Below are 24,815 nucleotides of genomic sequence, written 5' to 3'. Positions count from 1 at the left end.
GGGGGACTTGGGCGGCTGATCGGGCCCATCGGGTGGTGGCGCGCCGATGAGGTCGCGCGCGCGTGGCAGGGTCGCGGGCCACGACCGTCCTTCCGCGTCCCGTTCAGCAAAGGTCCGCCATGCGCTTCCGCAGTTCTCTCGCCTCCGGCGTCGCCGCCGCGGCCGTCGCCCTCGCGCCCGTCGCGGTGGGGACGCCAGCCGTGGCGGAGGCGCCAGCCGCGGCGGGCTCCGGTGTCGCGCCGCGGGGGTCCGGCTGCGCGGGCGAGGACAGCGCCGACTTCCCCGTCGACACGCGCATCCACGAGGGCCCCGCCGCCTACCGCGCGGGCGGCGGCCACCGGAACTGGACGATCGACCTCACCAACACCACGGGTGACTCCTGCGGCGACGTCCACCCGATCCTCGTCCTCGTCGACGGGAAGCGGACGCTGCGGGCGCGGCAGATCCGGCTGGAGTTCCACGACGGGACGCGCTGGCGGCCCGTGGCGTTCGAGAAGACCGACCAGGACGAGAAGATCGGCGTCTTCGGCGGGGGCTCCGAGGGCTCCGAGGGCTCCGAGGGGTCGGCGGGCTCCGACGACTTCGCGGGCTTCACGATCGCCCCCGGCAAGACCCTCACCGTCAAGACCCGGCTCGCCTTCACCCCCGACGCGCGGCCCGACCACGTCGTCGCGTCCGCCGCGCTCGTCCAGCGCAAGGACGACGACGGCGACTGGATCGGCGAGTCCAACGACTACCCGTTCGACATCGTGACCGGCGGCGCCCGCCTGCCGTCGGCCACCAGCGAACTCGCGCGGACGGGTCCCGCCGCGCTGCGCGGGCTCGGGGCCACCGCCGCCGCACTCCTCCTCGTCGGCGGCGCCCTCGTGGTGGGATCCCGGCGCATCGGGACCGCCGGGCGCTGAACGGGCCGGTGTCCGACCAGGCCGGTGTCCGATCGCGCAGGGGCCCGATCACACTGGGGCCCGATCACACCGCCCGGCACCCGCCGTTCACCTTCCAGTTCACGAAGGTCTGCGAACATCCCCGGGTGGACAACCCGAACACCGCGCAGCCGCCCGCCCACCTGCTCGACCAGGCTCCCGGCGCCCCCGTGCGCTCCGGCATCCCCGAGCACGGGCGCATCCCGAAGTACTACGCGGTGAAGGCCAGGATCGCCGCCCTCATCGAGGAGTTGGGGGACGGCAGGACGCTGCCCACCGAGCGGGATCTCGCCGTGCGGTACGAGGTGGCGCGCGAGACCGTCCGCCAGGCGCTGCGCGAACTGCTCCTGGAGGGACGGCTCCGCAGGCAGGGCAGGGGCACCGTCGTCGCGGGTCCCAAGCTGGAACAGCCGCTGTCGCTCGCGAGTTACACCGAAGGCGTACGGCGACAGGGGCGGACGCCCGGCCGTAACCTCATCTCCCTCGACCGCTTCCCGTGCCCGCCCGTGCTCGCCGCGGAGATCGGCGCCGCCGTGGGCGAACCCGTCTGGCACATGGAGCGCGTGCTGCTCGCCGACGACGAGCGGGTCGGCCTGGAGAGCACCTACGTCGCGGTGGCCAGGGTGCCCGGTCTCGACGGCGACTTCGAGCCGGACTCGTCCTTCTACGCCTATCTGCGCGACGAACTCGGCATCGCCTTCGGGGACGCCGACGAGCGGATCGAGACGGTGCTCGCCACCCCGCGCGAGGCGCTGCTCGTCGGGACGCCGCCCGCGCTGCCGATGCTGCTGATCCACCGGCTCTCCCGGGACACGTCGGGGCGCCCTCTGGAGCGGGTGCGGACCCTCTACCGGGGCGACCGGTTCTCCTTCACCACGCATCTCGGCCACACCGCGGGAGCCGCAGACACAGGAGCCGCTGACAACGCCTGAACACGCCCTCCACGGACGGCGATCGGCGGCGATCGGCAGTGATCGACCCTGGAAGATAACGAGAACGTAACGGGTCTAGGCCAAGCTTGGGTGGCCGTTCACCGTCCCGTTGCCCGTCGGCCCCGCGCGGTCCACCCGACCCCAGGAGCGTTGCCGCCGTGAGAGTCATCGTCGTAGGAGCCGGCGTGGTGGGAACCATGCACGCCTGGCACGCAGTGGAACGCGGCCACGAGGTCGTACAGATCGAGCGCGAGAGCGAGGCCCGCGGGGCGTCGCTTCGCAACTTCGGACAGATATGGGTGAGCGGCCGCGCGGGCGGCGAGGAGCTCGACACCGCGCTGCGCGCCAGGGAGCTCTGGGAGGGCATCGGCGAACGCGTGCCCGGCCTCGGCTTCCGGGCCATCGGCTCGCTGACCCTGGTGCGGAACGAGCGCGAGCGCGCCGTCGCCGAGGCGGCGCTCGCCCGCCCGGACGCGGCGGCCCGGGGCTACAAGCTGCTCACCGCCGACGAGGCGCGCGACGTCAACCCCGCCCTGCGCGGCGAGTTCAGCGCCGCCCTGTGGTGCGAGCGGGACGCGGCCGTGGAGCCGCGCACCGCCCAACTGCGGCTGCGCGAGGCCCTGTTGAAGTCTCCGCGCTACACCTTCCTGCCGGGCCGCGAGGTCCGCGAGGTCGTCGGCACGGGCAGCGTCCGCGACGACCACGGCGACGTGCACACCGGCGACGCCGTCGTGCTCGCCACCGGTGCCTGGCTCGGCGGCCTCGTCCGCGACCTCGCGGGCCCCGACCTGCCGGTGCGCCGCGTGCGCCTCCAGATGATGCAGACCGAACCGCTCGGCGAGGCGCTCACCACCTCCGTCGCCGACGCCGACAGCTTCCGCTACTACCCGGCGTACAAGTCCGACGCGCTCGACGCGCTCAACGCGGGACAGGCCCAGACGCCGACCGCCGCCGCGCACAAGATGCAGCTGCTCATGGTCCAGCGCGCGGACGGCGGCCTGACCATCGGTGACACCCACGAGTACGAGCACCCCTTCGCCTTCGACACCCTCGAAGACCCCTACGAGCACCTCACCGAGGTCGTCGAGGGCTTCCTCGGCCGCCCGCTGCCGAAGATCAGGCGGCGCTGGGCCGGGGTGTACGCGCAGTGCGTCGACACCAGCAGGGTCGTGCACCGGCAGGAGCTGCGCCCCGGCGTGTGGCTGGTCACCGGGCCCGGCGGGCGCGGCATGACCTGCTCGCCCGCCATCGCCGAGAAGACCGCGGACCAACTGGGATGGTGAACGAATTGAGCACGCACCGCACGGGCCTCGTCGTACTGGACATGGCGGGCACCACCGTCGCCGACGGCGGACTCGTCGAGCAGGCCTTCGCCGCCGCCGCGCGCGAGCTCGGCGTCGAGCCGGACTCCGCCGACCACGCGGCGAAGCTGGAGTACGTCCGCGCCACGATGGGCGAGTCCAAGATCTCCGTCTTCCGGCACCTCTTCGGCGACGAGGCGCTCGCCCAGAAGGCGAACATCGCCTTCGAGAAGGCGTACGGGACGCTCGTCGACGGCGGCCGCATCGCCCCGATCCCCGGGGCGCGCGAGACCATCGAGGAGCTCCAGGAGGAGGGCAGGACCGTCGTCCTGACCACCGGGTTCGCCCGGGTCACCCAGGACGCCATCCTCGACGCGCTCGGCTGGCGCGACCTCGTCGGGCTCACCCTGTGCCCCGCCGACGCGGGCGGCCGCGGACGGCCCTACCCGGACATGGTGCTCGCCGCGTTCCTGCGCACCGGGGCGGTCGACGGGGTCCAGGACGTCGCGGTCGCGGGCGACACGGCGTACGACATGCTCAGCGGCGTACGGTCCGGGGCCTCGGTCGTCGCCGGGGTGCTGACCGGCGCCCACGGCGACGCGGCGCTCCGCGAGGCCGGTGCCACCCACGTCCTCGGCTCCGTCGCCGAACTGCCCGCGATACTCAGGGGAGTCGGCTGATGGGCAGCGGCATCCGCTTCGACCGGGTCTCCGTCGCCTACGACGGGAACACGGTCCTCGACTCCCTCGACCTGACCGTCGAACCCGGCGAGGTCATGGCCCTCCTCGGGCCCTCCGGATCCGGCAAGACCACCGCGCTGCGGGCCGTCGCGGGCTTCGTGCGGCCCGCGTCGGGGCGGGTGTTCATCGGCGACCGCGACGTCACGGGCCTGCCGCCGCACCAGCGCGGCATCGGCATGGTCGTCCAGCAGTACGCGCTCTTCCCGCACATGCGCGTCGCGGACAACGTCGCCTTCGGCATGAAGGCGCAGAAGGTGGCGAAGGGCGAGATCCCCGGACGGGTCGCCGAAGCCCTGGAGATGACGGGGATGGCGGCGTACGCGCGGCGCTTCCCGCGCGAGCTGTCCGGCGGGCAGCAGCAGCGGGTCGCGATCGCGCGGGCGCTCGCCATCCGGCCCGGGGTGCTGCTGCTCGACGAGCCGCTGTCCGCGCTCGACGCGCAGTTGCGGTCCGGGATGCTGGCCGAACTAGCCCGGCTGCACCGGGAGTTGCCGGACGTCTCCATCCTGTACGTCACCCATGACCAGGTCGAGGCGCTCACCCTGGCCGACCGGATCGCGGTCATGGACCGGGCGCGGCTGCGGGACTGCGGTACGCCGCAGGAGCTCTACCGCGCGCCTCGGACCGAGTTCACCGCCTCCTTCGTGGGCAACGCGAATCTCCTTCCGGTGACGGTGGGGTCGGGAGGTGTCTCCCTCGGCGGGACCGAGCTCAAGGTCGACACGGGTGGGGTGGCCGCCGGGGTGACGGCCACGTTGTGCGTGCGGCCGCATCTGGTGGGGCTCGGCGACGGGCCCAACCCCCTCCGGGGAGAGGTGACCGAGGTCCAATGGCGGGGCGCCACGCATCGGTTGTACGTGGATGTCGCGGGGGAGCGGGTGAAGGCGGATGTCCGTGAGCTCCGGACACCACCTGCCATCGGGGACTCTGTGACCTTGCACTTCGCACCTGATGACGCGGTGCTCTTGTCCGGCGGGGTGACCGATGGGTAGTCCGACTGAGCGCCTCGGTATGCAGGACTCGGCGACGGGGGCTATCGGTGGGTCGGGATCCGCCGTGCGGAACAATTGCCCACAGCAGGAGCGGGCCACCCGCAAGGTGCCTGCCTTCGTGTGGGCCCTGCCCCCCATCACCCTGCTCGCGCTCTTCTTCCTCTACCCCCTCGCCCTCGTCGTCCAGCAGTCCGTGCAACCCGACACCGGAGGGACCTCCCTCCAGCCGTACTCCGACGTGTTCGCCTCCGAGGCGTTCCGGGAGGCGCTCGGGACCACCGTGTGGCTCGCCGTGGGGTCGACCGTGGGATGCCTCGTCCTGGGGTTCGCCCTCGCGCTCGTCATCGCCTTCGTGCCGTTTCCCGGCGGCAAGGCCGTCTCCCGGTTCATCGACGTCTTCCTCTCCTTCCCTTCCTTCCTGATCACCCTCGCCCTGCTGTTCGTCTACGGGACGAAGGGCATGGCCAACGGGGTATGGACGGACGCCACGGGCGCCGCCGAGGGGCCCTTCCAGTTCCTCACCACGCCGTGGGGCGTGCTGCTCGCCGAGATCACGTACTTCACGCCGTTCGTGATGCGGCCACTGCTCGCCGCGTTCTCGCAGATCGACACCGCGCAGCTGGAGGTCGCCTCCAGCCTGGGCGCCAGGCCGTGGCGGATCGTGCGCCGGGTGATCCTGCCCGAGGCGCTGCCCGCGCTCGCCGCGGGCGGCAGCCTCGTCCTCGTCATGTGTCTGAACGAGTTCGGGATCGTGCTGTTCACGGGGGCCAAGGGCGTCACGACCCTGCCGATGCTCGTCTACAGCAAGGCGATCCTGGAGTCCGACTATCCGGCGGCCTGTGTCGTCGCCGTCGTCAACATCGCGATTTCCGTGGGCCTGTACGGCCTGTACCGGGTGGTGAGCCGTCGTGTTGGTGCATAGCCGCAAGGGGAAGTGGGCCACCTGGGCGCTCTTCTTCGTCCTCTTCCTGCCGCTCTTCGCGCTGCCGCTCCTGGTGATCCTCGCGGCGTCGTTCTCGCAGCACTGGTCGGGGGCCTTCCCCTCCGGGTTCACCACCGAGCACTACGCGTCGGCGACCCGGGGGGAGTCGCTCCAGGCGCTCACCACCAGCCTGGTCACGGCCCTCGGCGCCAGCCTGCTCGCGCTGACCGTCGGTTCGTGGGCCGCGCTGGCCGCCGCATCCCTGAAGAAGGGCGGCAAGCGCCTGCTCGACGCGCTGTTCGTGCTGCCCGTCGCCGTGCCGTCCGTCGTCGTGGGCCTCGCGGTCCTCGTCGCGTTCAGCAAGCCGCCGATGATCCTCAACGGCACGAGTTCGATCGTGATCCTCGCGCACACCATTCTTGTCACGGCGTTCGCCTACCAGTCGGTTTCGGCTGCCATCGTGCGTCTCGACCCGGCGTACGAACAGGCCGCCGCATCGCTCGGTGCCCGGCCCTCGTACGTCCTGTGGAAGGTGAAGCTGCCGCTCCTGCTGCCGTCGTTGACCGCGGCCGCCGGGCTCTGCTTCGCGCTCTCCATGGGCGAGTTGAGCGCCACGATGATGCTCTACCCGCCGGACTGGATGCCGCTCCCCGTGCGGATCTACGCGGCCACCGACCGAGGCTCCCTCTTCACCGGTGCCGCCGTCGCCGTGGTCCTGATGGCGGCGACGCTGATGGTGCTCTTCGCCGTCTCCCGCGTCCGCACCCGCGCCTCCTATCGCTGAACTCACCCCGTCCCACGGTTCTTCAAGGAGTACGAAACGTCATGTCCCGCCTTACCCGAACCCGACACATCCGGCCGATCGCCGCCGTCACCGGCAGCCTCGTCCTCGCCGGATCCCTCAGCGCGTGCGGCGGCAGCTCCGCCGCGTCCGACGAGAAGACCGTCACCGTCTACAGCGCCGACGGCCTCAAGGGCGAGAACGGCGACGGCTGGTACGACCAGGTCTTCAAGGACTTCACGAAGAAGACCGGCATCAAGGTGAACTACGTCGAGGGCGGCTCCGGCGAGATGGTGCAGCGCGCCGTCCGCGAGAAGTCCAACACGCAGGCCGACGTCATCATCACGCTGCCGCCCTTCATCCAGCAGGCCGACGAGAAGGGCCTGCTCCAGGCGTACAAGCCCAAGGGGTCCGAGCAGGTCGACGGCGCCGACAAGGACGCCGACGGCAAGTGGACGTCCGTCGTGAACAACTACTTCGGCTTCATCTACAACAAGAAGGAGCTGGCGGGCGGCAAGGCGCCCAAGACGTGGGAGGACCTCACCGAGGGCTCGTTCAAGGACAAGGTGCAGTACTCCACGCCCGGCGTCGCGGGCGACGGCACCGCCGTACTCATCAAGGCGATGCACGACTTCGGCGGCAAGAAGCCCGCCATGGACTACCTGAAGAAGCTCCAGACCAACAACGTCGGCCCGTCCGCCTCCACCGGCAAGCTCGCGCCCAAGGTCGACAAGGGCGAACTGCTCGCGGCCAACGGCGACGTCCAGATGAACTACGCGCAGTCCAAGGACATGCCGAACCTCGGCATCTGGTTCCCCGCCAAGGAAGGCGGCAAGCCGACCACCTTCGCCCTGCCCTACGCGGCCGGGCTCGTCACCAAGGCCCCGCACGACGCCAACGCCAAGAAGTTCCTCGACTACCTGCTCGGGCGGACGGCGCAGCGGCAGGTCAGCGAGATCGGCGGCGGCTTCGCGGCCCGCAAGGACGTCAAGGCCACCGACGCCAACGCGGTCGCCCTCGACAAGATCGTGGACGGCGTCGAGGTCTTCGAGCCCGACTGGGCGGACATCTCCGAGAACCTCAAGACGTACGTCGAGGACTGGAAGTCGGCGACGGGTAGCTGAGAGTTCACCGGGGATCCGAGAGTTCACCGTCGTGCCTCTGGCCCCGGGGGACCCGGTAGCGAAAAGATAACGGGTATGGACCCAACGCCCCTGGAATCCCAGGGGCGTTGGCGTGCGCCCGCCCCCCACTTCGATCACTTCGCCTCCCGGAGGACCACGTGTCGTCAGGCATCACCCGCCGCTCGCTGCTCGTCTCCACCGCGGCCGCCGCCCTCGCCGCAGGGCCCCTCACCGCCGTCGCCAGGGCCGCGGCCAAGACCCCCAAGGTCCTGGTCATCGGCCTGGACGGCGCGCTGCTGAGCAGAGTCGAGGACGCCGATACGCCCACCCTCAAGGGCCTGATGAGCGCGGGCCTGACCGCGCCCAGCGCGCTCTACGCCCAGCCGCTCGCGCCCACCTCGTCGGGCCCCGGCTGGTCGACGCTGATCACCGGCGTCTGGCCCGACAAGCACAAGGTCGTGAACAACGAGTTCACCGGCCACCAGCTCGCGAAGTACCCGGACTTCATGACCCGCGTCGAGGCGGCGAAGCCGGGCCTTAGGACCTACGCGGTGGCGTCCTGGGCGCCGATCACCGACATCATCTTCTCCGCGAAGGTCGACACGCGGGTCTCCACCCCGGCCGCCGAGTACGACGTGGGCACCACGTCCCGCGCCGTCGCCGAGGTCAAGAACGGCAACCCCGACGCGGTCTTCGTCCAGCTCGACAACGTCGACCACGCGGGCCACGCGAGCGGCGCGGCGAGCCAGGCGTACCTCGACGCGCTGCACGGCGTCGACACCCAGGTCGGCCAGATCCTCTCGGCGGTCAAGTCCCGTGCCACGTACGGCAACGAGGACTGGCTCATCATGATCACCGCGGACCACGGGCACACCGACGCGGGCGGCCACGGCGGCTCCACCTGGGCCGAGCGCCAGACCTTCATGATCGCCACGGGCGGCACGGTCACGGCGGGATCCGTCCGCCACGACGTCCGCATGCCCGACATCGCGGCCAGCGCGCTCACCCACCTCGGCATCGCCATCGACCCGGCCTGGGGCCTCGACGGCCGCCCGATCCAGCAGCCGACGCCCGACGACTTCGACGCCCTGCGCACCAGGCTGACGGGCCCGGTCGACGAGAGCGGCATCGGCTCCGGCGTCATCGGCTTCACCCACACACCGCCGAGCGGCTGGAGCGTCGACAACACCAGGATGGGCACCGGCGGCGTCACCGAGTGGCGCGGCTGGTCCTTCACGACGGACGAGTTCTGGACCAAGGCCGAACGCGACCAGCGGCGCGAGAACAACATCCGCGCCCGGGGCGTGTTCGCGGTGGCCGACGGCGACGAGTGGAGCGACAAGGCCGTGACCGGCACCTTCGACTCGACGCTCGTCAGCCCCTCGTACGACGTGACCGGCGGCCGCAAGGCCACGCTCACGTACACGACGTACTACCGCCAGGAGGCCCCGCAGAAGGGCGAGGTCCTCGTCTCGTACGACGGCGGGACCCCCCTCGCTGTGAAGACGTACACGACGGACACGGCGTCCGTCGTGGAGAACATCGCACTCCAGGTCCCCGCGGGCGCCCGGAAGGCTCAGGTCCGGTTCCGCTACACCGGGGGCAACAACTGGTACTGGACGATCGACGGGGTCAAGATCACCGCTTCCTGATTAGGCTGTGGGCGTCGGCACAGCGCTGTCCCGGCGCCCCAGACAACCCGTACACCGCAGGAGTGCACCCCATGGCAGAGCGCAAGCCCATCGAATCGTGGCTCACCGACATGGACGGCGTGCTCATCCACGAGGGGGTGCCGATTCCCGGTGCCGACGCCTTCATCAAGAAGTTGCGCGACTCCGGGAAGCCCTTCCTGGTCCTGACGAACAACTCCATCTACACCGCGCGCGACCTCCAGGCCCGGCTGACCCGGATGGGTCTTGAGGTGCCCGTCGAGAACATCTGGACGTCCGCGCTCGCCACCGCGAAGTTCCTGGACGACCAGCGTCCCGGCGGCACGGCGTACGTCATCGGCGAGGCGGGGCTGACCACGGCGCTGCACGACATCGGGTACGTCCTGACCGACCACGACCCCGACTACGTGGTGCTCGGCGAGACCCGGACGTACTCCTTCGAGGCCATGACGAAGGCCGTCCGGCTGATCAACGGCGGGGCGCGGTTCATCTGCACCAACCCGGACGAGACCGGTCCCTCCACGGAGGGGCCGCTGCCCGCCACCGGCGCCGTCGCGGCGCTGATCACCAAGGCGACCGGCAAGAACCCGTACTTCGCGGGCAAGCCGAATCCGCTGATGATGCGGACGGGGCTGAACGCGATCGGGGCGCATTCGGAGACGAGCGCGATGATCGGGGACCGCATGGACACGGATGTCCTTGCCGGACTGGAAGCGGGGATGGAGACGTTTCTGGTGCTCACCGGGCTCACCGCCCGGGGGGACGTCGATCGGCACCCCTTCCGGCCCTCTAACATCGTGGACTCCATCGCTGATCTTGTGGATCGGATTTGAGCGCCGCTTCGCGGCGATACCTTTCCCACCCGCCCGCCCGAATCTCCGCGCCCTAGCGTGTCTGTAGGGGACCGAACAGCCATACGGGTGCGTCAGGGATGCGGGGCGCGTCACCGCGCGTGAATCTCGGAGCAGGAGGTTCACGATGCGTATATGTCCCCTTGCCCTGCGTGGTGCCGCGGCGGCCGTCGCCCTGACGGCCGCCCTGCCCCTCACCGTGGCCCAGGCCCACGACCACGACTCCGTACGGGCCACCGTCACCCCGTCCAGTGCCGCGCCCGGCGCCACCGTGGAGGTGAGCGCCTCGGGCTGTGACGGCACGACCGGGTCCGCCTCGTCCGGTGCCTTCGACGGGGAGGTCAGGCTGACCGGGCGGGACGGCGACACGTTCTCGCTCAACGGCAGCGGCCGGATCAAGCACGGCGTCTCCGGTACCTACGACGTCACCGTCACCTGCGACGGCCACCCCCACCAGGGCGCGGGCACCGTCCAGGTCATCCAGCACAACCCGGTCCCGGTCTCCCCGGTGCGCGCCGGGGGCGGCGGCACCGCCGAGCTGGCGTCCGCGACCGCGACGCAGAGCGCCGAAGAGGCGGGGCCCGGTACCCGGCACGCGGTGATCGGCCTGGTCCTCGCGGGGGTCGCGGCGGTCGCCGTGGCGTTCCGCAGCGTCCGCCGACGCCGCTCCGAGTGACGGGCGGGGCGCACCCGTGTCCGGCGGTGAACGCGCGTCGGGGACCAGCCGCCTGCTGACCGGCGTGGCCTGGGCGGTCCTCCTGGTCGGCCTCTGGCTGTGGGGCAGTGACATGGCGGACCGGCGAGGAGGGACCTCGGGGCCCGCGATCGGCGACGTCGCCGAGGTCGGACGCCCGCTCGGCGTCGAACTTCCGCCCGCCCACGAGCCGTTGGCGCCCGCCCGTCCCGAGCGCGTCGACGTGCCCGCCCTGAAGGTGCGGGCGCCGGTGGCGGCCCGGGGCCTGGACGCCGAAGGGGCGATCGACCCGCCGCCCTTCGGGCAGCCGGGCACGGTCGGCTGGTACGGCGGCGGCACCCGCCCCGGCGCCCCGGGCGCGGCCCTCCTCGTCGGGCACGTCGACACGGAGACCGAGCCCGCCGTCTTCTACGATCTGAGCGCGCTGCGCCCCGGCGAGAAGGTGGGGGTGAGCCGCGAGGACGGCACGGTCGCGGAGTTCACGGTGGAGGACGTGCGGGTCCTCACCCGCGACCGGTTCGACGCGAAGAAGGCGTACGGCCCGCACGAGGAGGGCCGGGCGGAGCTGCGCCTGATCACCTGCGGCGGCACGTTCGACAGGGCGACCCGTACGTACACGGCGAACGTGGTCGTCTCGGCGTACCTGACGGGAGTCGGCGGCCGGTAGCGACCACCTGCCCGATCGGCGGCCCGCTCCCCCCGGAGCCGCCGACCGGGCTGGTCCTCGACCGCGCGCGCACGAGCTGCGGGAGAAACCCGGCGCCGGCGCGGGAGGTTCGGGAACCATTCCGAAATGCGGAACGGTCGACAAGGCCGGGGGCTTGGGCCGTGGAACAGACTTTAGAACGAATGGGCGCGTGGGCCTAGAGGGCGAATAACGCCAAGTCGTGGAACGCTTTCCCTGCGTGATCATCGCAGGTGGGCGGCGCTCTCAGGAGAGTTCGGGTCTGCCCTGCCGGAACGCGCCGCCGTGGATCTCACCCTTGATCACTTGTGTCGCGACCACGTCGATGACCAGGCGTTCTCTGCGCGCGAAGCGTCGCAGCACGTCAAAAGCCTCGTCCATGCCGACGCCCCAGCGTTCGGCGAGTATGCCCTTGGCCTGTTCAATTCGAATGCGGCTGTCCAATGCGGTCTGGAGCTGATCCGAGAGCGTTCGGCACTCCGTGTGAGTGCGGTGGTTGCGCAATCCGATCGCCGCCGCCCGCGCGAGCGCGTGCGCGATGCGCAAGTCGCGCCGGGAATCGTCCACTTGAGGTGCGTGCGGTACGAAAACGTTGAGTACGCCCAACGTCGGACCCCCGTTGCGCAGCGGCACCGCGTACGTTCCCGCGATGCCGTGCCGGTCGGCCCGCTCGACGAAATCGGGCCAACGGGCCGCCGCGCTCCGCGCGTCGATCGGCACGGGCGGCACGGGCTCGCCGGTGCCGAAGCTCTCCAGGCACGGGCCGCCGAGATGCTGTACGGCCAACAGTTCGTGCACCACGTGCTGTTGACGGGTGCCGGAGATCAGATGGACGGCCTCGCCCTCGGCCGCGTACATCACGCCCGCGCCCCGGGCGCCGAGCAGCTCCACGCAGCGGTCGGCCAGCCACCTCAGATACGTCTCGGGGTCGAAGCCCTCGGTGAGCGTGTCGGCGCTCTCCACCAGGATGTCCGCAAGCCGCAGTTCACTGTCGCGGTCCCGCATGACCCTCCTCTCGCTGCTCCCCGCCCATGGCGCCTACCCGCGCGCGGCGGGCTGTAACAGCTCTCCTACAGGTCTTCACGCCGGGCGGACGGGCCTCGTGGGCAGGGAATACGTGTGCCAGGATTGAGATACGGACAGTGCACCCAAGGGGGAGTGGATGTACCGCAAAAGCACCGGCCGCGGGCACGGTTTCGCGGCCAGGGGCGTGAGGACCGGGGTGGCGCTCGCGGGGGCCGCTCTGCTCCTTTCCGCGTGTTCCTCCGGCGGTGACTCGGACGGCGACACGTCGAGCCCGCCGGTGAAGCAACAGCCCAAGGGCGAGGACCCCTACTGGGTCAACCCGGACGGGAACGCGGCCAAGCAGGTCGCCGCGTACGACAAGGACGGCAAGAAGGACGACGCCGGGCTGATCCGGAAGATCGCCGAGCAGCCGGTCGCCGAGTGGATCGTCCCGGAGACCGCGGAGGACCAGGCGCGCGGCTTCACCGAGGCCGCGGAGAAGGCCGACCGCGACGCGCTCCTGGTTCTCTACAACATCCCGCACCGCGACTGCGGCCAGTACTCGGGCGGCGGCGCGGCCGACGGCAACGCGTACCGCGCCTTCGTCGACCAGGTGGCCAAGGGCATCGAGGACCGCCACGCCACGGTGATCCTGGAGCCGGACGCGGTGCTCCACATGGTCGACAACTGCACGCCCGCGCAGTTCCACGAGGAGCGCTACGACCTCCTCAAGGGCGCCATCGGCAAGCTCAAGTCCCTGAAGAACACGAAGGTGTACCTGGACGCGGGCAACGCGGGCTGGCAGAACCCCGACGCGCTCTGGGAGCCCCTGAAGCGGTCCGGCGTCGAGCAGGCCGACGGCTTCTCGGTCAACGTCTCCAACTTCCAGACGACGCGCACGAGCACGGAGTTCGGCAAGAAGCTGTCGGCGAAGATCGGCAACAAGCCGTTCGTCATCGACACGGCGCGCAATGGGAACGGGCCGTACACCAAGGGCAAGGACCCTTGGTGCAATCCGCCGGGGCGGGCCTTGGGGGAGACGCCCACCACCAAGACGTCCGACCCGCTCGTCGACGCGTATCTGTGGGTCAAGCGGCCTGGTGAGTCTGACGGGACGTGTCGGGGCGGCCCCAAGGCGGGTCAGTGGTGGCCGGAGTACGCGTTGGACCTCGCGAAGGCATCCGGCTAGGAACGGCCCCGTCAGGGGCGCGGGGAACTGCGCGCTCAGCGCGCGAAAAGCCGCAGTCGCATCTGCCGGGATCCCGGCAGTCGCGACTGCGGCTTCTTCGTGGTTGCTCGCGCAGTTCCCCGCGCCCCTGACGGGGCGTTTCTTACGGCACCCGGACCCAGCGGGCCTTGCTGGGCGTGCCCTGGTCGTCCGTCACGAAGAGCATGTACCAGCCGGACTCGACCAGGCTGCGGTTCTTCGGGATGGTCACGGAGACCGAGCCGTCGGACTTCTTCAGGTCGAGCGCGATCGACGTCTGGTCGATGTCCGTGACGTGCGTCGAGGCACTCGGCTTGATGAGGCGGGCCGTCTTGATGGCCGACGAGTGCTTCGTCGGGAACGTCCCTGACGCGCCCCGCGCGATGGTCTTCGGGCCGGCGCCCAGCTCCGGCTGCGAGCCGTGGTAGAGGTACGGCGGCGTGTAGATCTCGATGCGCTGCTCGAAGACGCCCGGCTTGGTGTTGGCCTTGTCGGCGTAGAGCGAGTCGGAGCCGAAGAACATCACGCGGCCGTCGGGCAGCAGGATCGAGCCCGAGTGGTAGTTGCGGCCCACCTCCGGGTCGGCGACCCGCCGCATCTCACCGGTCTTCGCGTCGTAGATGCGCGCCTGGTGGATGTTGGAGTCGCCCCGGCCCCGGTAGTCCTCGGAGCCGCCGGAGATCAGCACGGTGTCGTCGGGCAGCGTGGAGATCTGCGGGTAGCGCGTGCCCTTCTCCAGCTCGGGGCCGTTCGCGAACATCGGCTTCTCGGCGAGGAGGTCGACGATGCGGGTCTTCTTGCTGGAGTCCTCGGACTCGCCGACGCCACCGCCGCCGACCACCATGTACTTCTGGTCCTGGGCGGGCGGCAGCTCGACCGTGCCCGAGGTCTCCAGGAGCTTGGGGTCGCCGAGGCCGGGGATGCCCTTCCACTTGTTGGTCTTCAGGTCCCAGATGCCGGGCTTGCGGCCGACGTCGTCGGGGCCGTAGCCCGCGTTCGAACCGGAGTAGAAGAGCTTGCCGTTGGCCATCTGGAAGATCGCCGGGTAGGTCGGGAACTGGCGGATCCCCTTGGTGTACGTCCACTTCTTGGTCTTCGGGTCGTACACCTCGTTCTTGCCGGGGACCAGCTGGCCGATCTCGTCGAGGCCCGAGGTGGAGAGGATCTTGCCGTCGGTGAGCGTGGTCAGCGTGGGGTACCAGCGCGCCTCGTTCATCGGGTCGACCTTGATGTACCGCTCGGCGACCGGGTCGAACTCGAAGGTGTCCTTGATCCCCTGGAAGTCCTTCTTGTCCAGGGCGAGCTTCTGCGCCATGCCGTACACGTTGCGGGTGTCGGCGCCCTTCAGGCCCTGGACGCGGTAGTTGTCCTGGGTGCCCGTCTCGTACTTGGTGCCGCTGCGCTGCGCCTCCACGTAGACCCGGCCGAGTCCGGGCTCGGTGCGCAGGAAGGCGCCGGTCTGCGGGTCGAAGACCTTCTTGGCCTTCTCGACGAGGATGTTGTCCTTGGAGACGAAGGTCTTGCCGTTCTTCTTGCCGGTGAACTTCGTGCCCGCGGGGATCGTCTTCGGCTCGTCCGGGTCCTCGTTGTGGACGATCATCAGGCCGCCGGCCTTGGTGATGTCGCCCTTCAGCTTCTCGTAGCGCTGGGTGCCGCCCGCGATCAGCAGGTTGCCGTTGCCCAACTGCGTGTGGCCGGTGCAGAACAGGTCGGTGGGCGTCGGGATCTTCTTGATGGTGTTCTTGACCGGGTCCCACAGGCGCGTGTCGAACTTCTTCTTGTCGAAGTTCTTCTGGTTGTTGCCGGAACCCGCGACGAGGAGGACCTTGCCGGTGTGCAGGAGGGCCGCGTGGATGGTGTTCTGGCGGTACTCCTCGGGGAAGTTGATGACCTCCCAGTGGCCGTTGTCGGCCTTGTACTCCGGCTTGTTGATCTTGTAGTCGTGGTACTTCTCGGAGCCGACGCGCCACAGCCACGGGCCGTTCATCCCGGCCAGCGCTATGACCACCGCCGCGCCTATCGCGATGCGGCGGGCGCGGCGGCGGCTGGAACGGTCTTTCATTTCTTACGTCCCCCAAGGGAAATCTGCATGGTCTGGTCGGGCGCCGCCCAACTGGGCTTCTGCTGCGGCGCGTGCGGGGCGCCGTGCGGCGCGTGCGGTCCCTGCTGGGCCTGCGGCAGGGGTGTCGTCGCCGTGGCATCGCGCTGCTGCGGGACCGACGTGTCCGGCCCGGACGGCGGCCCCGAAGTCCCGGGGTCCCGCGGGGACGTGGCCTTCTTCTTGTCCTGCCGCATGCCCCAGCGCCAGGCGAAGATCGGCGCGGCCGTGATCAGGAGGGCGAAGGTGGCCCAGGTGATCATCGCGGGGTGGGAGTGCCCGTACACGAAGGAGGCCGCCATCGAGCCCCCGAAGACCAGGATGAAGAACAGGTGGATCCGGAAGGTCCCGAACAGCGTGTCCGGGCTCGCCGAGTCGCCCTTGGGAGTCACCACGAACTTGCTCTTGCGGCGCAGCGCGGCGTCCAGGAGCGAGCGGGCGTAGATCGGCGCCGAGAGGGCCGACATCACCATGCCCGCCACACCGCCGGAGCCCTCGGGCTCGTGCGGCGACACGTTGTGCCTGCGGTTCCAGATGTAGAGGCCGATCTGCAGCGCCGAGGCGTTGCCGTAGAGCATCAGCCAGATGGTCGGGTCGATGTTCACGCCGGACGCGCCGAGGCCCAGGAACAGGGCGCAACTGAGCGCGGCCAGGATCCAGTTCATGGCGGACATCGGGTAGAAGATGACCATCATGGTGTAGTTGAAGAGGCGGCCGGGGGGCAGTGAGAAGGGCGCCTTCCAGAACTGCTTGAGGATCGTCTCGTACGTACCCCGCGACCAGCGCAGCTGCTGGGTGAAGAAGTCCGTCCAGGCGTTGGGGCCCTCGCCGACCGCGAGCACGTCCGGGGTGTAGACCGACTTCCACTTCTTGCCGGTGCCCGGGTTGGTGGCGCGGTGGATCTCGAAGCCCGTGGCCATGTCCTCGGTGATCGAGTCGTACAGACCGCCGATCTGCTTCAGGGCCTTGATGCGCACCGCGTTGGACGTGCCGACGAACATCGGGGCGCCGTACGCGTTGCCCGCGCGCTGGATCAGCGCGTGGAAGAGGAACTGCTGGGACTCGGCGGCCTTGGTGACGAAGTTGTCGTAGTTGCCGTAGACCTGCGGGCCGATGACGAAGCCCACGTTCTCGTCGCGGAAGAAGCCGAGCATCCGCTCCAGGTAGTTCGGCATCGGGACGTGGTCGGTGTCCACGGACGCGAAGTAGTCGTAGTCGTCGCCGTGCGCGTCGAGCCAGGCGTTGTAGTTGCCGTGCTTGGTCTTGGCGCGGTGCGGGCCCTTGGCCATGTTCCACTTCGCCACGCCCTTGCGGGAGAAGTGGTGCACGCCGAGCCGTCGGCAGACCTCCTTGACCTCAGGGTCGTCACCCTCGTCCAGGAGCCAGACGTGCATCAGACCGCGGTGACGGATCTTGACCGCGGCCTCCAGCGTCTTCGTCACCATCTCGATCGGCTCCTTGCCGGGCACGAACGAGGTGAGGAAGGCGACTCTGGTGCCGGTCTCGGGCACCACGGGGATCGGGTCGCGGGCCACGAGCGTCGCGTGCGCGTTGGAGAGCACGTTCATGCAGCGGAAGAACTCGATCAGACCGATCGAGACGAGCATGACGACATCGAGCACCGGCAGCCAGTCGTTGGCCACGTAGTCGCGCTCGGTCCAGTGCTCGGGCTGGAGCAGCCAGCCGAGCAGGACCAGGGAGAGCAGTGGGGCCGCGCCCAGCATCAGCGCGGCCCGTACCTTGTGCGGCTCCTGGGAGAGGAGCGAGCGGTACTTGACCTTGTACGGCTTGCTCGGGTCCGGCTGCGTCAGCGGCCCGGCGAGACGGCTGTAGTGCTCGTAGTCATAGCGCGGCAGGGTCTTCTGGATTCTGCGGAATCCGCCCGTCCTGTGCGACGGCACCCGTAGTTGGGTCGTCTCTGACGGGTCGTTCTGTCGGGCGCCCGTCGGCGTCGACGTCATGAGTCATCCCCCCGCACGCGGTCGCCCGCGTGTTCGTTGGTCCTTCCGTCCGTTCGGGTCCCCCTAGACCGTCGCGGACGCATCAGTGTCAGGCCGTCGTCTCCCTAGACATGGAACGACTACCTTCCGGTTGCATGATGCCCCCCTCGACATCGCTTCATGAACGGGGCCCCCGTCCCTGCCCCGCCGCGGTCGTCTCGGTCCCCCAACTGCCCCGTATCGCCCGCCTCATGAGAGCCAATGGCTCCGTGCCAGGGTTCTACGCCCTTAGCCATGATCGCAAGGGCGAAACAAGGTGTTTACCGGTCATACGAGCGATTTGGGGCGTCTGTTGGGGCGGGTGAGCTCAGGCGGGCGCGGATGTTGCCGAAGTGCTCGCGTATGGCCTGCTCAGCCCGGAGGGCGTCGCCCGAGCGCACGGCCTCCAGGATCTCGCGGTGCTGGCGGCAGGTGACCTTGGGATCCTGCGGTACGTCGACGAGATCTGTGCGGACCTTGTGAAAGGCGTCCCAGAACGCCTCGAGGACCTCGCCGAGCAGAACGTTCCCGAGGCCCCGGTAGAGGGTGGCGTGAAACGCGCGGTCGGTCTCGGCCCCCACGGCGCCCCGCGGGGAGGCGGCCTCGGCGTCCATCCGGTCCACCAAGGCGTCCAGTTCGGCCAGGTCGGCGTCCGGGATCCGGCCCGCGAGGCGCGCGATCAGGCCGGTCTCCACGGCCTCGCGCAGCTCCAGGAGCTGGAGCAGGCTGTCCTCGCCGCGGTAGTGGCCCGCGACCGTACGGAAGGCGAGCCCCTCGATCATCGGCGCCACCGACATCGGGCCGACATAGGTGCCGAAACCGTGCCTGATCTCCACGATCCCCATCGCCTGGAGCGCCTTGAGGGCCTCCCGCACGGAGTTCCGGCTGACGCCGAGGCGCTCCATCAGCTCGGGCTCGGTGGGCAGCGTGGCCCCGGAGGGCAGCCGCTGGTCGATGATCAGCCTCTTGATCCGCTCCTGGATGTCACGCGCCATGGCGCAACGGTAGCGGCACGGGCACCGCTTCCGGCCCGGTGCGGGAACGACGAAGGCCCTCCGCGTGAACGGAGGGCCTTCGCTGTCTGTGCGCCGCCAGGGACTCGAACCCCGGACCCGCTGATTAAGAGTCAGCTGCTCTAACCAACTGAGCTAGCGGCGCCTGATGACCTGGAGAACTCTACCGGATGTGCGGGGGTGCTCCCGACCACCCCCGGCGGGCCCGGCGGGCGGCCGAGGACCCCTGGCGTGGGCGAATGCATCATTCGGACCGTCAACATGCGGTATCTCCGGACAGTTGAGAAACTGACGGACGTGCAGATGCGCGGACATTCTTTCCTGGGGTGTGAGGGGAATCGCATGGAGGACGCTCCGGTATTCGAGGAATTCGACCCCGAGAGCGACTGTGACTGCCCCGGTTGTCTTCACTGGCGGCGTACGACGGCGCACGCTCTCCCGCTACGACTCGGCGGCCATCCGGCGGCGCACGGCGCACGCAGGGCCCTGGTGCTCGCGGCCGCTTCGTGCACGGTGCTCGGCGGCGGCCAGGCGCTGCCCGCCGTGGCGTCCACCGAGGTGGGAGGCCATGCCGTGGCCCCCGGGCGCCTTCCCGCCGATGACGGGCCCGGCATGCCGCAGGGGGCCGCGAGCCCGCTGCACGGCAGGCCGGGGGCCACGGCGACACCGGCGTCCGCGGGCGCGGCCCCGACGCTCGCCTATCGGTCGACGACCCGCTCGGCGATCATCAACCGGGCCAAGAAGTGGGTCGCGGCGCGGGTGCCGTACAGCATGGACGCGTACTGGTCCGACGGCTACCGGCAGGACTGCTCGGGCTTTGTCTCCATGGCGTGGAACCTGAGCGGAAACGAATGGACGGGCAGCCTCGACAAGTACGGGACCCGCATTTCGAAGGACCAGCTGCAACCCGGCGACATTCTGCTCTTCCACAATCCGTCGAACCCCACGAAGGGTTCGCACGTGACGATTTTCGGCGGCTGGACGGATTACACGCACACGCATTACCTCGCCTACGAACAGGCCCGCCCGCACGCCCGCAAGCAGGCCACTCCATACGGCTACTGGTCGTACGGGGACCGCTATGTGGCCTACCGCTTCAAGGGCGTGAAGGGCGGCACCCCTGGCGGCTCCGGTACATCGGCGACGCGCTACCCGGGCGCCGGGTCCTTCGGTCCCGGCGCGCACAACACGTACGTCACCCGGCTCGGCAAGGCCCTGGTCGCCCGGGGCGGCAAGCGCTACTACCGCTCGGGTCCTGGACCACGCTGGAGCGACGCCGACCGCAGGGCGACGCAGGCGTTCCAGCGGGCCCAGGGCTGGCGCGGCAAGGACGCGGACGGCCTGCCGGGCCCCACCACCTGGTCGTACCTGATGTCGGGCAAGGGCAAGGACATCGGGGCGGGGGCGGCGGGTCCCGGCGGTGGCGGCACGGGCGCCGGCGCGAAGGGCGTCCCCGCCTACCCCGGCAAGGGGGTGTTCCGCCCGGGCAGGACGCACCCGGCGATCGAGCGCCTCGGCGAGCAGCTGGTGAAGAAGGGCTTCGGCACCCACTACACGCGGGGCCCGGGCCCGAGCTGGGGCGAGAGCGACCGGCGCAACGTGGAGGCGTTCCAGCGGGCGCAGGGCTGGCGGGGCGCCGCGGCCGACGGCTTTCCGGGGCCCGAGACCTGGCGGCGGTTGTTCCGGTGAGGCGCGGCGACGGATGTGACGCGGCCGCGCGCGTGAGCCGGGCGCCCACGCGGTGCGGCGCGGCGGTGGACCCGGGCACGGACGTGACTCCGGAAGCGATGAGACCCAGGCACGAACGAGTCGGAGGCACGGATGAGTCGGAGGCACGGATGAGTGCGACGGCAGCTTCACAGCCGCAGTCCCCGGGGCCCGCGGGGGCGCCCGAACCGGGCACCGCCCGGCCGCCGCGGGTGATCCAGAGCGAGGCCACCACCGAGATCCCCGTCCACCTCCTCTTCCGCGACGATCCCGACGAGCCCGCCGCCGCGGTGCCGCTGCCGCCCGCCGTGGTGCGGCGCAGACAGGGCACGGGGGAGCAGCCGAGGACCGCGCGCCGCCCGGTCGTCGTCGAGCCGCCCGCGCGGGCCGTGCCGGACGTCGACCCGGCCCTCGTCGAGCGGCGCGCGCGGGTCCTGCCGGGCATCGCGGGGGTGCTCGGCGGCTGCGCGGGCGCCGCGGGGTGCGTGCTCTCGCTGTGGTGGGCGGGGACGCTGCCCGACGCCGCGGTCCAGGTGGCAGGGCTGCCCGGGTACGCCGGTGCCGGGCTCGGCGCCCAGCAGTGGGCCTCGCTCGCGGGATCGGGGACGCTCGCCCTGTTCGGGTTCGGCGGGCTCGCCAGGGGCCGGGTCGGCGGCGCCTGGGTGCTCAGCCTCTTCGGCCGCTACCGGGGGACCGTCCGGCGCACCGGCCTCCTGTGGGTGAACCCGCTGCTGCTGCGCCGCCGCGTGGACGTACGGCTGCGCCACTGGCGGAGCGAGCCGATGCCCGCCGTGGACCGCTCGGGGGTGGCGCTGCGGGTCGTCGTGCTCGTCGTGTGGCGGGTCAAGGACACCGCGCGGGCGACGCTGGCCGTCGCCGACCACCAGGAATACCTGCGCGAGTGCGTGGAGGCGGCCACCGCACGGGTGCTCTCGCGGCTGCCCGCCGACGCCTTCCACGACGACGCCCCCACCCTGCGCGACGCCGAGGCCGTCGGCGAGGCGCTGACGAAGGCGCTCGCCGCGGAGGCGGAGGCGGTCGGCGTGGAGATCTTCTCGGCGCAGCCGACCCGTATCGAGTACGCCCCCGAGGTGGCCGCCGCGATGCAGCGGCGCAGGGTCGCGGCCCTCGACGCACGGCACCGCGACACCGTGCTGACCTCGGTGGTCGACTCGGTCGAGGACACGGTGACGCGGCTGACCACGCGGGGCCTCGTCGAACTGGACGACTACGAGCGCAAGGCACTGGTGAAGGACCTGACGGTGGCGTTCTACACCGGCCATGGAGAACACCGCTGACACCACTGGCCCGGGTCGTGGGGAACGACGGGCCCGACGGTGAACTCGGGGAGACCTCGCGGGGGCGATGCGGACGGATCCTCTCCAGGATTGGTATGGACATGTTCAACTAACGGCAATAATCTGAGCTTGGTCTAGACCGCAGTGCGCGCACGTCCCACGGAACTCCCCACGTTCGGCAGGAGCGGCACATGCGAAACAAGAAGATGTACGCGGCCCTGGTCGGCCTCGGTACGGTCGGCGCGTTCGCGCTCTCCGCCGGTGGCGCCAGCAGCCACGGATACACGGACCTGCCGGCGAGTCGGCAGATCAACTGCGCCAAGGGCGTGGTGTCCGGCTGTGGTTCCATCCAGTACGAACCGCAGAGCGTCGAGGGGCTCAAGGGCTTCCCGGCGGCGGGCCCGGCCGACGGCAAGATCTGCTCGGCTGGCGTCGCGGGCTTCGACCAGCTCAACTCGCCCAAGACCCCGGGCGGCGGAGCGTGGCCGACGACGAAGGTGAGCGGTGGTCAGAACTACTCCTTCCGCTGGCAGTTCACCGCGCGGCACCGCACCACCGATTTCAAGTACTTCATCACCAAGCAGGGCTGGGACGACAGCAAGCCCGTGACCAGGGCGGCCCTGGAGAGCACGCCGTTCCTCACCGTGCCCTACAACAGCCAGCAGCCGCCCGCCACGCTCTCGCACAGTGGCGCCATCCCCGGCGGCCGCAGCGGGCACCACGTGATCGTCGCGGTCTGGACGGTCGCGGACACGGCGAACGCGTTCTACGCCTGCTCGGACGTCCAGTTCTGAACCGTCCCGACGTGAGGGTCTTCCCCGCACCCCACCGGTAGCCTCCGCGCACGCCGTGCCGATCGCACGGCGTGCGCGGCGCCGCCCTGCCAATATGACGCCCCGTCAATTATGGTGCGCGCCCATGGAGAGCACCGGGAACACGGCCGCGGCCACGGTCGCGGAACTCGTACGGGCGCGCTGGGGCGACCACCGCACCGGCCTGCGCTTCGCGACAGGGCGGCTGACGCACCACCAGGTGGCGGCGGGGGCGGCGGCGAGAGCGGCCCTGCTCGCCGACCTGCTGCCCCGACGCGGCGAACCCCACATCGGCGTCCTGCTCGACAACACCCCCGAATACCCCCTCTGGCTGAGCGCGGCGGCGCTCGCGGGCGCCGCGGTGGCGGGCATCAATCCCACGCGGCGCGGCGCCGAACTGGCCCGCGACATCCTGCACACCGACTGCGCGGTCCTGGTGACGGAACGGGCCCACCTCCCGCTCCTCGACGGCCTCGAACTCCCCTCCGTGCGCATCCTGGTGACCGACACGGACGCGTACGCGGAGCTGCTCGCGCCCTACGCGGGCGCGAAGCCGGAGATCGCGCGGACCGTGACGCCGCGCAGCCGCATGCTGCTCTACTTCACCTCGGGATCGACGGGCGCCCCCAAGGCGGCGATCTGCAGCCAGGGCAGGCTGGCGGCGGCGGGCGGCTCCCTGGTCGAGCACTTCGGCGTCCGCTCCACGGACACCCACTACATCTGCATGCCCATGTTCCACGGGAACGCGGTCATCGCGGACTGGGCGCCCGCGCTGGCCGCCGGGGCCGGGGTGGCGCTGCGCCGCCGCTTCTCGGCGTCCCAATTCCTGTCCGACGTCCGGGAGTTCAGGGCGACGTACTTCACCTACGTGGGCCGTGCGGTCCAGTACATCCTGGCCACTCCGGCCCGCGCCGACGACCGGGAGAACCCGCTGCGGGTCGGGTTCGGGACCGAGGCGGGGGCGGTGGACGCGGCACGTTTCGAGGAGCGTTTCGGGGTGCGTCTCGTCGAGGGCTACGGCTCCTCCGAGGGCGGCGCGGCGATCCGGCGCGCTGCGGACACGCCGCCGACGGCGATCGGCAGGGCGGCGCCGGGCGACGACCTCGCGGTGGTGGACCCACGGACCTGCCGGGAGTGCGATCCCGCGGAGTTCGCCTCCGACGGCAGACTGCTCAACGGATCCTCTGCCATAGGCGAGTTGGTGAACCGGGGAAGGAACCCCTTCGAGGGGTACTGGCGCAACGAGGAGGCGGAGGCGGAGCGGCTGCGGGGCGGCTGGTACTGGACCGGTGACCTCTTCTACCGGGACGCCGAGGGCCACCTCTACTTCGCCGGACGCACCGACGACCGGCTGCGGGTCGACAGCGAGAACCTCGCCGCGGCGGTCATCGAGAACATCCTCGCGCGGTACGAGGGGGCGGCTGCGGTGGCGGTGTACGCGGTGCCGGATCCGGTGGCGGGGGACCAGGTCATGGCGGCGCTCGCGCCACCGCCTTCCACTCCCTTCGACCCGCTCGCCTTCACCGAATTCCTGCTCTCCCAGCGGGACTTGGGGACGAAGATGGCTCCGAGATTCGTCCGGATCGTGGAGCGGATGCCGGTGACGGCGACGAACAAGGTGGCACGGGCCGCGCTCCGCGCGGAGGCGTTCCGCTGCGCCGACCCCGTGTGGTGGCGTGCCCCGGGGCAGGCGTCCTACCACCCCCTGACGGGGGCGGACGTGGCGTCGCTGCGGGCCCAGTACGAGTCCCAGGGCAGATCCGAGCTGCTCCCTTAGACCGGGGCGGGGCCCTGCCGGGTGGGTGGGGGAGGGGGGTGGCTTTTTCCCTGCGTTCGGTGCGGTGTCACACGGGGTTTCGCGCAGTTCCCCGCGCCCCTAAAAGCGGCACCACGGCCTCACCGTGCGGGGTGGGTGGGGGAGGTGGCGGCTTCTCCCTCATCCGCCGCAGTGCCTCACGTCCAGCGCGGTGGCACACGGGGTTTTGCGCAGTTCCCCGCGCCCCTAAAGCGGGCCGCAGTCGCCTGGACGGCCCGAGGGGACGTGGGGGTATGTGCGCACGGAGCACATCAGTGAACGAGGC

Annotated in this window: 21 protein-coding genes and 1 tRNA gene; 17 read left to right on the top strand and 5 right to left on the bottom strand. The window is 70.7% G+C overall.

Translation table 11 applies throughout. The features are described from left to right. Positions 1–119 precede the first annotated feature (119 nt). The 12 genes from KY5_RS15155 to KY5_RS15100 all read left to right on the top strand — a co-directional run bounded on the left by KY5_RS15155 (position 120) and on the right by KY5_RS15100 (position 11,597). On the top strand, positions 120–905 hold the full coding sequence (locus tag KY5_RS15155) for a hypothetical protein (RefSeq protein WP_098242750.1): 786 nt from the start codon (positions 120–122) through the stop codon (positions 903–905). 125 nt (positions 906–1,030) lie between these two features. Further along, positions 1,031–1,855: a GntR family transcriptional regulator gene (locus KY5_RS15150; RefSeq protein ID WP_098247266.1), complete on the top strand. Its 825-nt coding sequence runs from the start codon at positions 1,031–1,033 to the stop codon at positions 1,853–1,855. 158 nt (positions 1,856–2,013) lie between these two features. After that, a complete protein-coding gene (locus KY5_RS15145) occupies positions 2,014–3,138 on the top strand; it encodes a TIGR03364 family FAD-dependent oxidoreductase (protein WP_098242749.1) in 1,125 nt (374 codons plus the stop codon). Positions 3,139–3,143: 5 nt separating this feature from the next. Further along, complete coding sequence (locus KY5_RS15140) at positions 3,144–3,836, top strand: phosphonatase-like hydrolase (RefSeq protein WP_418952781.1); 693 nt, start codon at positions 3,144–3,146, stop codon at positions 3,834–3,836. Beyond that, the gene (locus tag KY5_RS15135) at positions 3,836–4,888 is read left to right on the top strand and encodes an ABC transporter ATP-binding protein (RefSeq protein ID WP_098242747.1); all 1,053 of its coding nucleotides are present in this window, start codon (positions 3,836–3,838) and stop codon (positions 4,886–4,888) included. Before KY5_RS15140 ends, KY5_RS15135 begins: the two co-directional genes overlap by 1 nt. 64 nt (positions 4,889–4,952) lie before the next feature. Beyond that, positions 4,953–5,810, top strand: coding sequence for a 2-aminoethylphosphonate ABC transporter permease subunit (locus KY5_RS15130; protein WP_418952780.1), 858 nt, complete (start codon positions 4,953–4,955; stop codon positions 5,808–5,810). Continuing rightward, positions 5,797–6,594 carry an ABC transporter permease gene (locus KY5_RS15125; protein ID WP_098242745.1) on the top strand — a complete coding sequence of 266 codons (798 nt, stop codon included), beginning with the start codon at positions 5,797–5,799 and terminating at the stop codon, positions 6,592–6,594. The genes KY5_RS15130 and KY5_RS15125 overlap by 14 nt, the downstream gene beginning before the upstream one ends. A gap of 41 nt (positions 6,595–6,635) precedes the next feature. Further along, complete coding sequence (locus KY5_RS15120) at positions 6,636–7,715, top strand: 2-aminoethylphosphonate ABC transporter substrate-binding protein (protein ID WP_098242744.1); 1,080 nt, start codon at positions 6,636–6,638, stop codon at positions 7,713–7,715. 158 nt (positions 7,716–7,873) lie between these two features. Then, complete coding sequence (locus KY5_RS15115) at positions 7,874–9,367, top strand: alkaline phosphatase family protein (RefSeq protein ID WP_234362734.1); 1,494 nt, start codon at positions 7,874–7,876, stop codon at positions 9,365–9,367. Between the two features lie 71 nt (positions 9,368–9,438). Further along, positions 9,439–10,218 (top strand): HAD-IIA family hydrolase, encoded by a 780-nt coding sequence (locus KY5_RS15110; RefSeq protein WP_098242743.1) that lies wholly within the window; start codon positions 9,439–9,441, stop codon positions 10,216–10,218. Between the two features lie 145 nt (positions 10,219–10,363). Next, positions 10,364–10,912, top strand: coding sequence for a hypothetical protein (locus KY5_RS15105; RefSeq protein ID WP_098242742.1), 549 nt, complete (start codon positions 10,364–10,366; stop codon positions 10,910–10,912). A 16-nt stretch (positions 10,913–10,928) separates the two neighbouring features. Next, a complete protein-coding gene (locus tag KY5_RS15100; protein ID WP_098242741.1) occupies positions 10,929–11,597 on the top strand; it encodes a class F sortase in 669 nt (222 codons plus the stop codon). 264 nt (positions 11,598–11,861) lie between these two features. On the opposite strand, the gene KY5_RS15095 is transcribed toward KY5_RS15100, so the two are convergent. Next, positions 11,862–12,620, bottom strand: coding sequence for a GAF and ANTAR domain-containing protein (locus tag KY5_RS15095; protein WP_098242740.1), 759 nt, complete (start codon positions 12,618–12,620; stop codon positions 11,862–11,864). Positions 12,621–12,777: 157 nt separating this feature from the next. On the opposite strand from KY5_RS15095, the gene KY5_RS15090 reads away from it, so the two are divergent. Further along, the gene (locus KY5_RS15090) at positions 12,778–13,809 is read left to right on the top strand and encodes a glycoside hydrolase family 6 protein (RefSeq protein ID WP_098242739.1); all 1,032 of its coding nucleotides are present in this window, start codon (positions 12,778–12,780) and stop codon (positions 13,807–13,809) included. A 142-nt stretch (positions 13,810–13,951) separates the two neighbouring features. On the opposite strand, the gene KY5_RS15085 is transcribed toward KY5_RS15090, so the two are convergent. The 4 genes from KY5_RS15085 to KY5_RS15070 form a co-directional block, all read right to left on the bottom strand. Beyond that, entirely contained in the window at positions 13,952–15,889 is a 1,938-nt protein-coding gene (locus KY5_RS15085; protein ID WP_098242738.1) for a kelch motif-containing protein, read from the bottom strand. Beyond that, complete coding sequence (locus KY5_RS15080; protein ID WP_098242737.1) at positions 15,886–17,886, bottom strand: glycosyltransferase family 2 protein; 2,001 nt, start codon at positions 17,884–17,886, stop codon at positions 15,886–15,888. The genes KY5_RS15085 and KY5_RS15080 overlap by 4 nt, the downstream gene beginning before the upstream one ends. A gap of 299 nt (positions 17,887–18,185) precedes the next feature. After that, on the bottom strand, positions 18,186–18,899 hold the full coding sequence (locus KY5_RS15075; RefSeq protein ID WP_098242736.1) for a FadR/GntR family transcriptional regulator: 714 nt from the start codon (positions 18,897–18,899) through the stop codon (positions 18,186–18,188). Positions 18,900–18,988: 89 nt separating this feature from the next. After that, positions 18,989–19,062, bottom strand: a tRNA-Lys gene (locus tag KY5_RS15070). Positions 19,063–19,259: 197 nt separating this feature from the next. On the opposite strand from KY5_RS15070, the gene KY5_RS15065 reads away from it, so the two are divergent. The 4 genes from KY5_RS15065 to KY5_RS15050 all read left to right on the top strand — a co-directional run bounded on the left by KY5_RS15065 (position 19,260) and on the right by KY5_RS15050 (position 24,511). Next, a complete protein-coding gene (locus KY5_RS15065) occupies positions 19,260–20,606 on the top strand; it encodes a peptidoglycan-binding protein (RefSeq protein ID WP_199843087.1) in 1,347 nt (448 codons plus the stop codon). A gap of 149 nt (positions 20,607–20,755) precedes the next feature. Further along, positions 20,756–21,922 carry an SPFH domain-containing protein gene (locus KY5_RS15060; protein ID WP_098242735.1) on the top strand — a complete coding sequence of 389 codons (1,167 nt, stop codon included), beginning with the start codon at positions 20,756–20,758 and terminating at the stop codon, positions 21,920–21,922. Between the two features lie 191 nt (positions 21,923–22,113). Further along, positions 22,114–22,716, top strand: a complete 603-nt coding sequence (locus KY5_RS15055) for a lytic polysaccharide monooxygenase auxiliary activity family 9 protein (protein WP_098242734.1) — start codon at positions 22,114–22,116, stop codon at positions 22,714–22,716. 124 nt (positions 22,717–22,840) lie between these two features. Next, complete coding sequence (locus KY5_RS15050; protein ID WP_098242733.1) at positions 22,841–24,511, top strand: AMP-binding protein; 1,671 nt, start codon at positions 22,841–22,843, stop codon at positions 24,509–24,511. Positions 24,512–24,815: the final 304 nt, after the last annotated feature.

Source organism: Streptomyces formicae, from assembly GCF_002556545.1.
GTDB classification, from domain to species: domain Bacteria; phylum Actinomycetota; class Actinomycetes; order Streptomycetales; family Streptomycetaceae; genus Streptomyces; species Streptomyces formicae_A.
The sequence above is the reverse complement of the archived record's forward strand: the minus strand, read 5'-3'. Positions and strand labels throughout refer to the sequence as shown.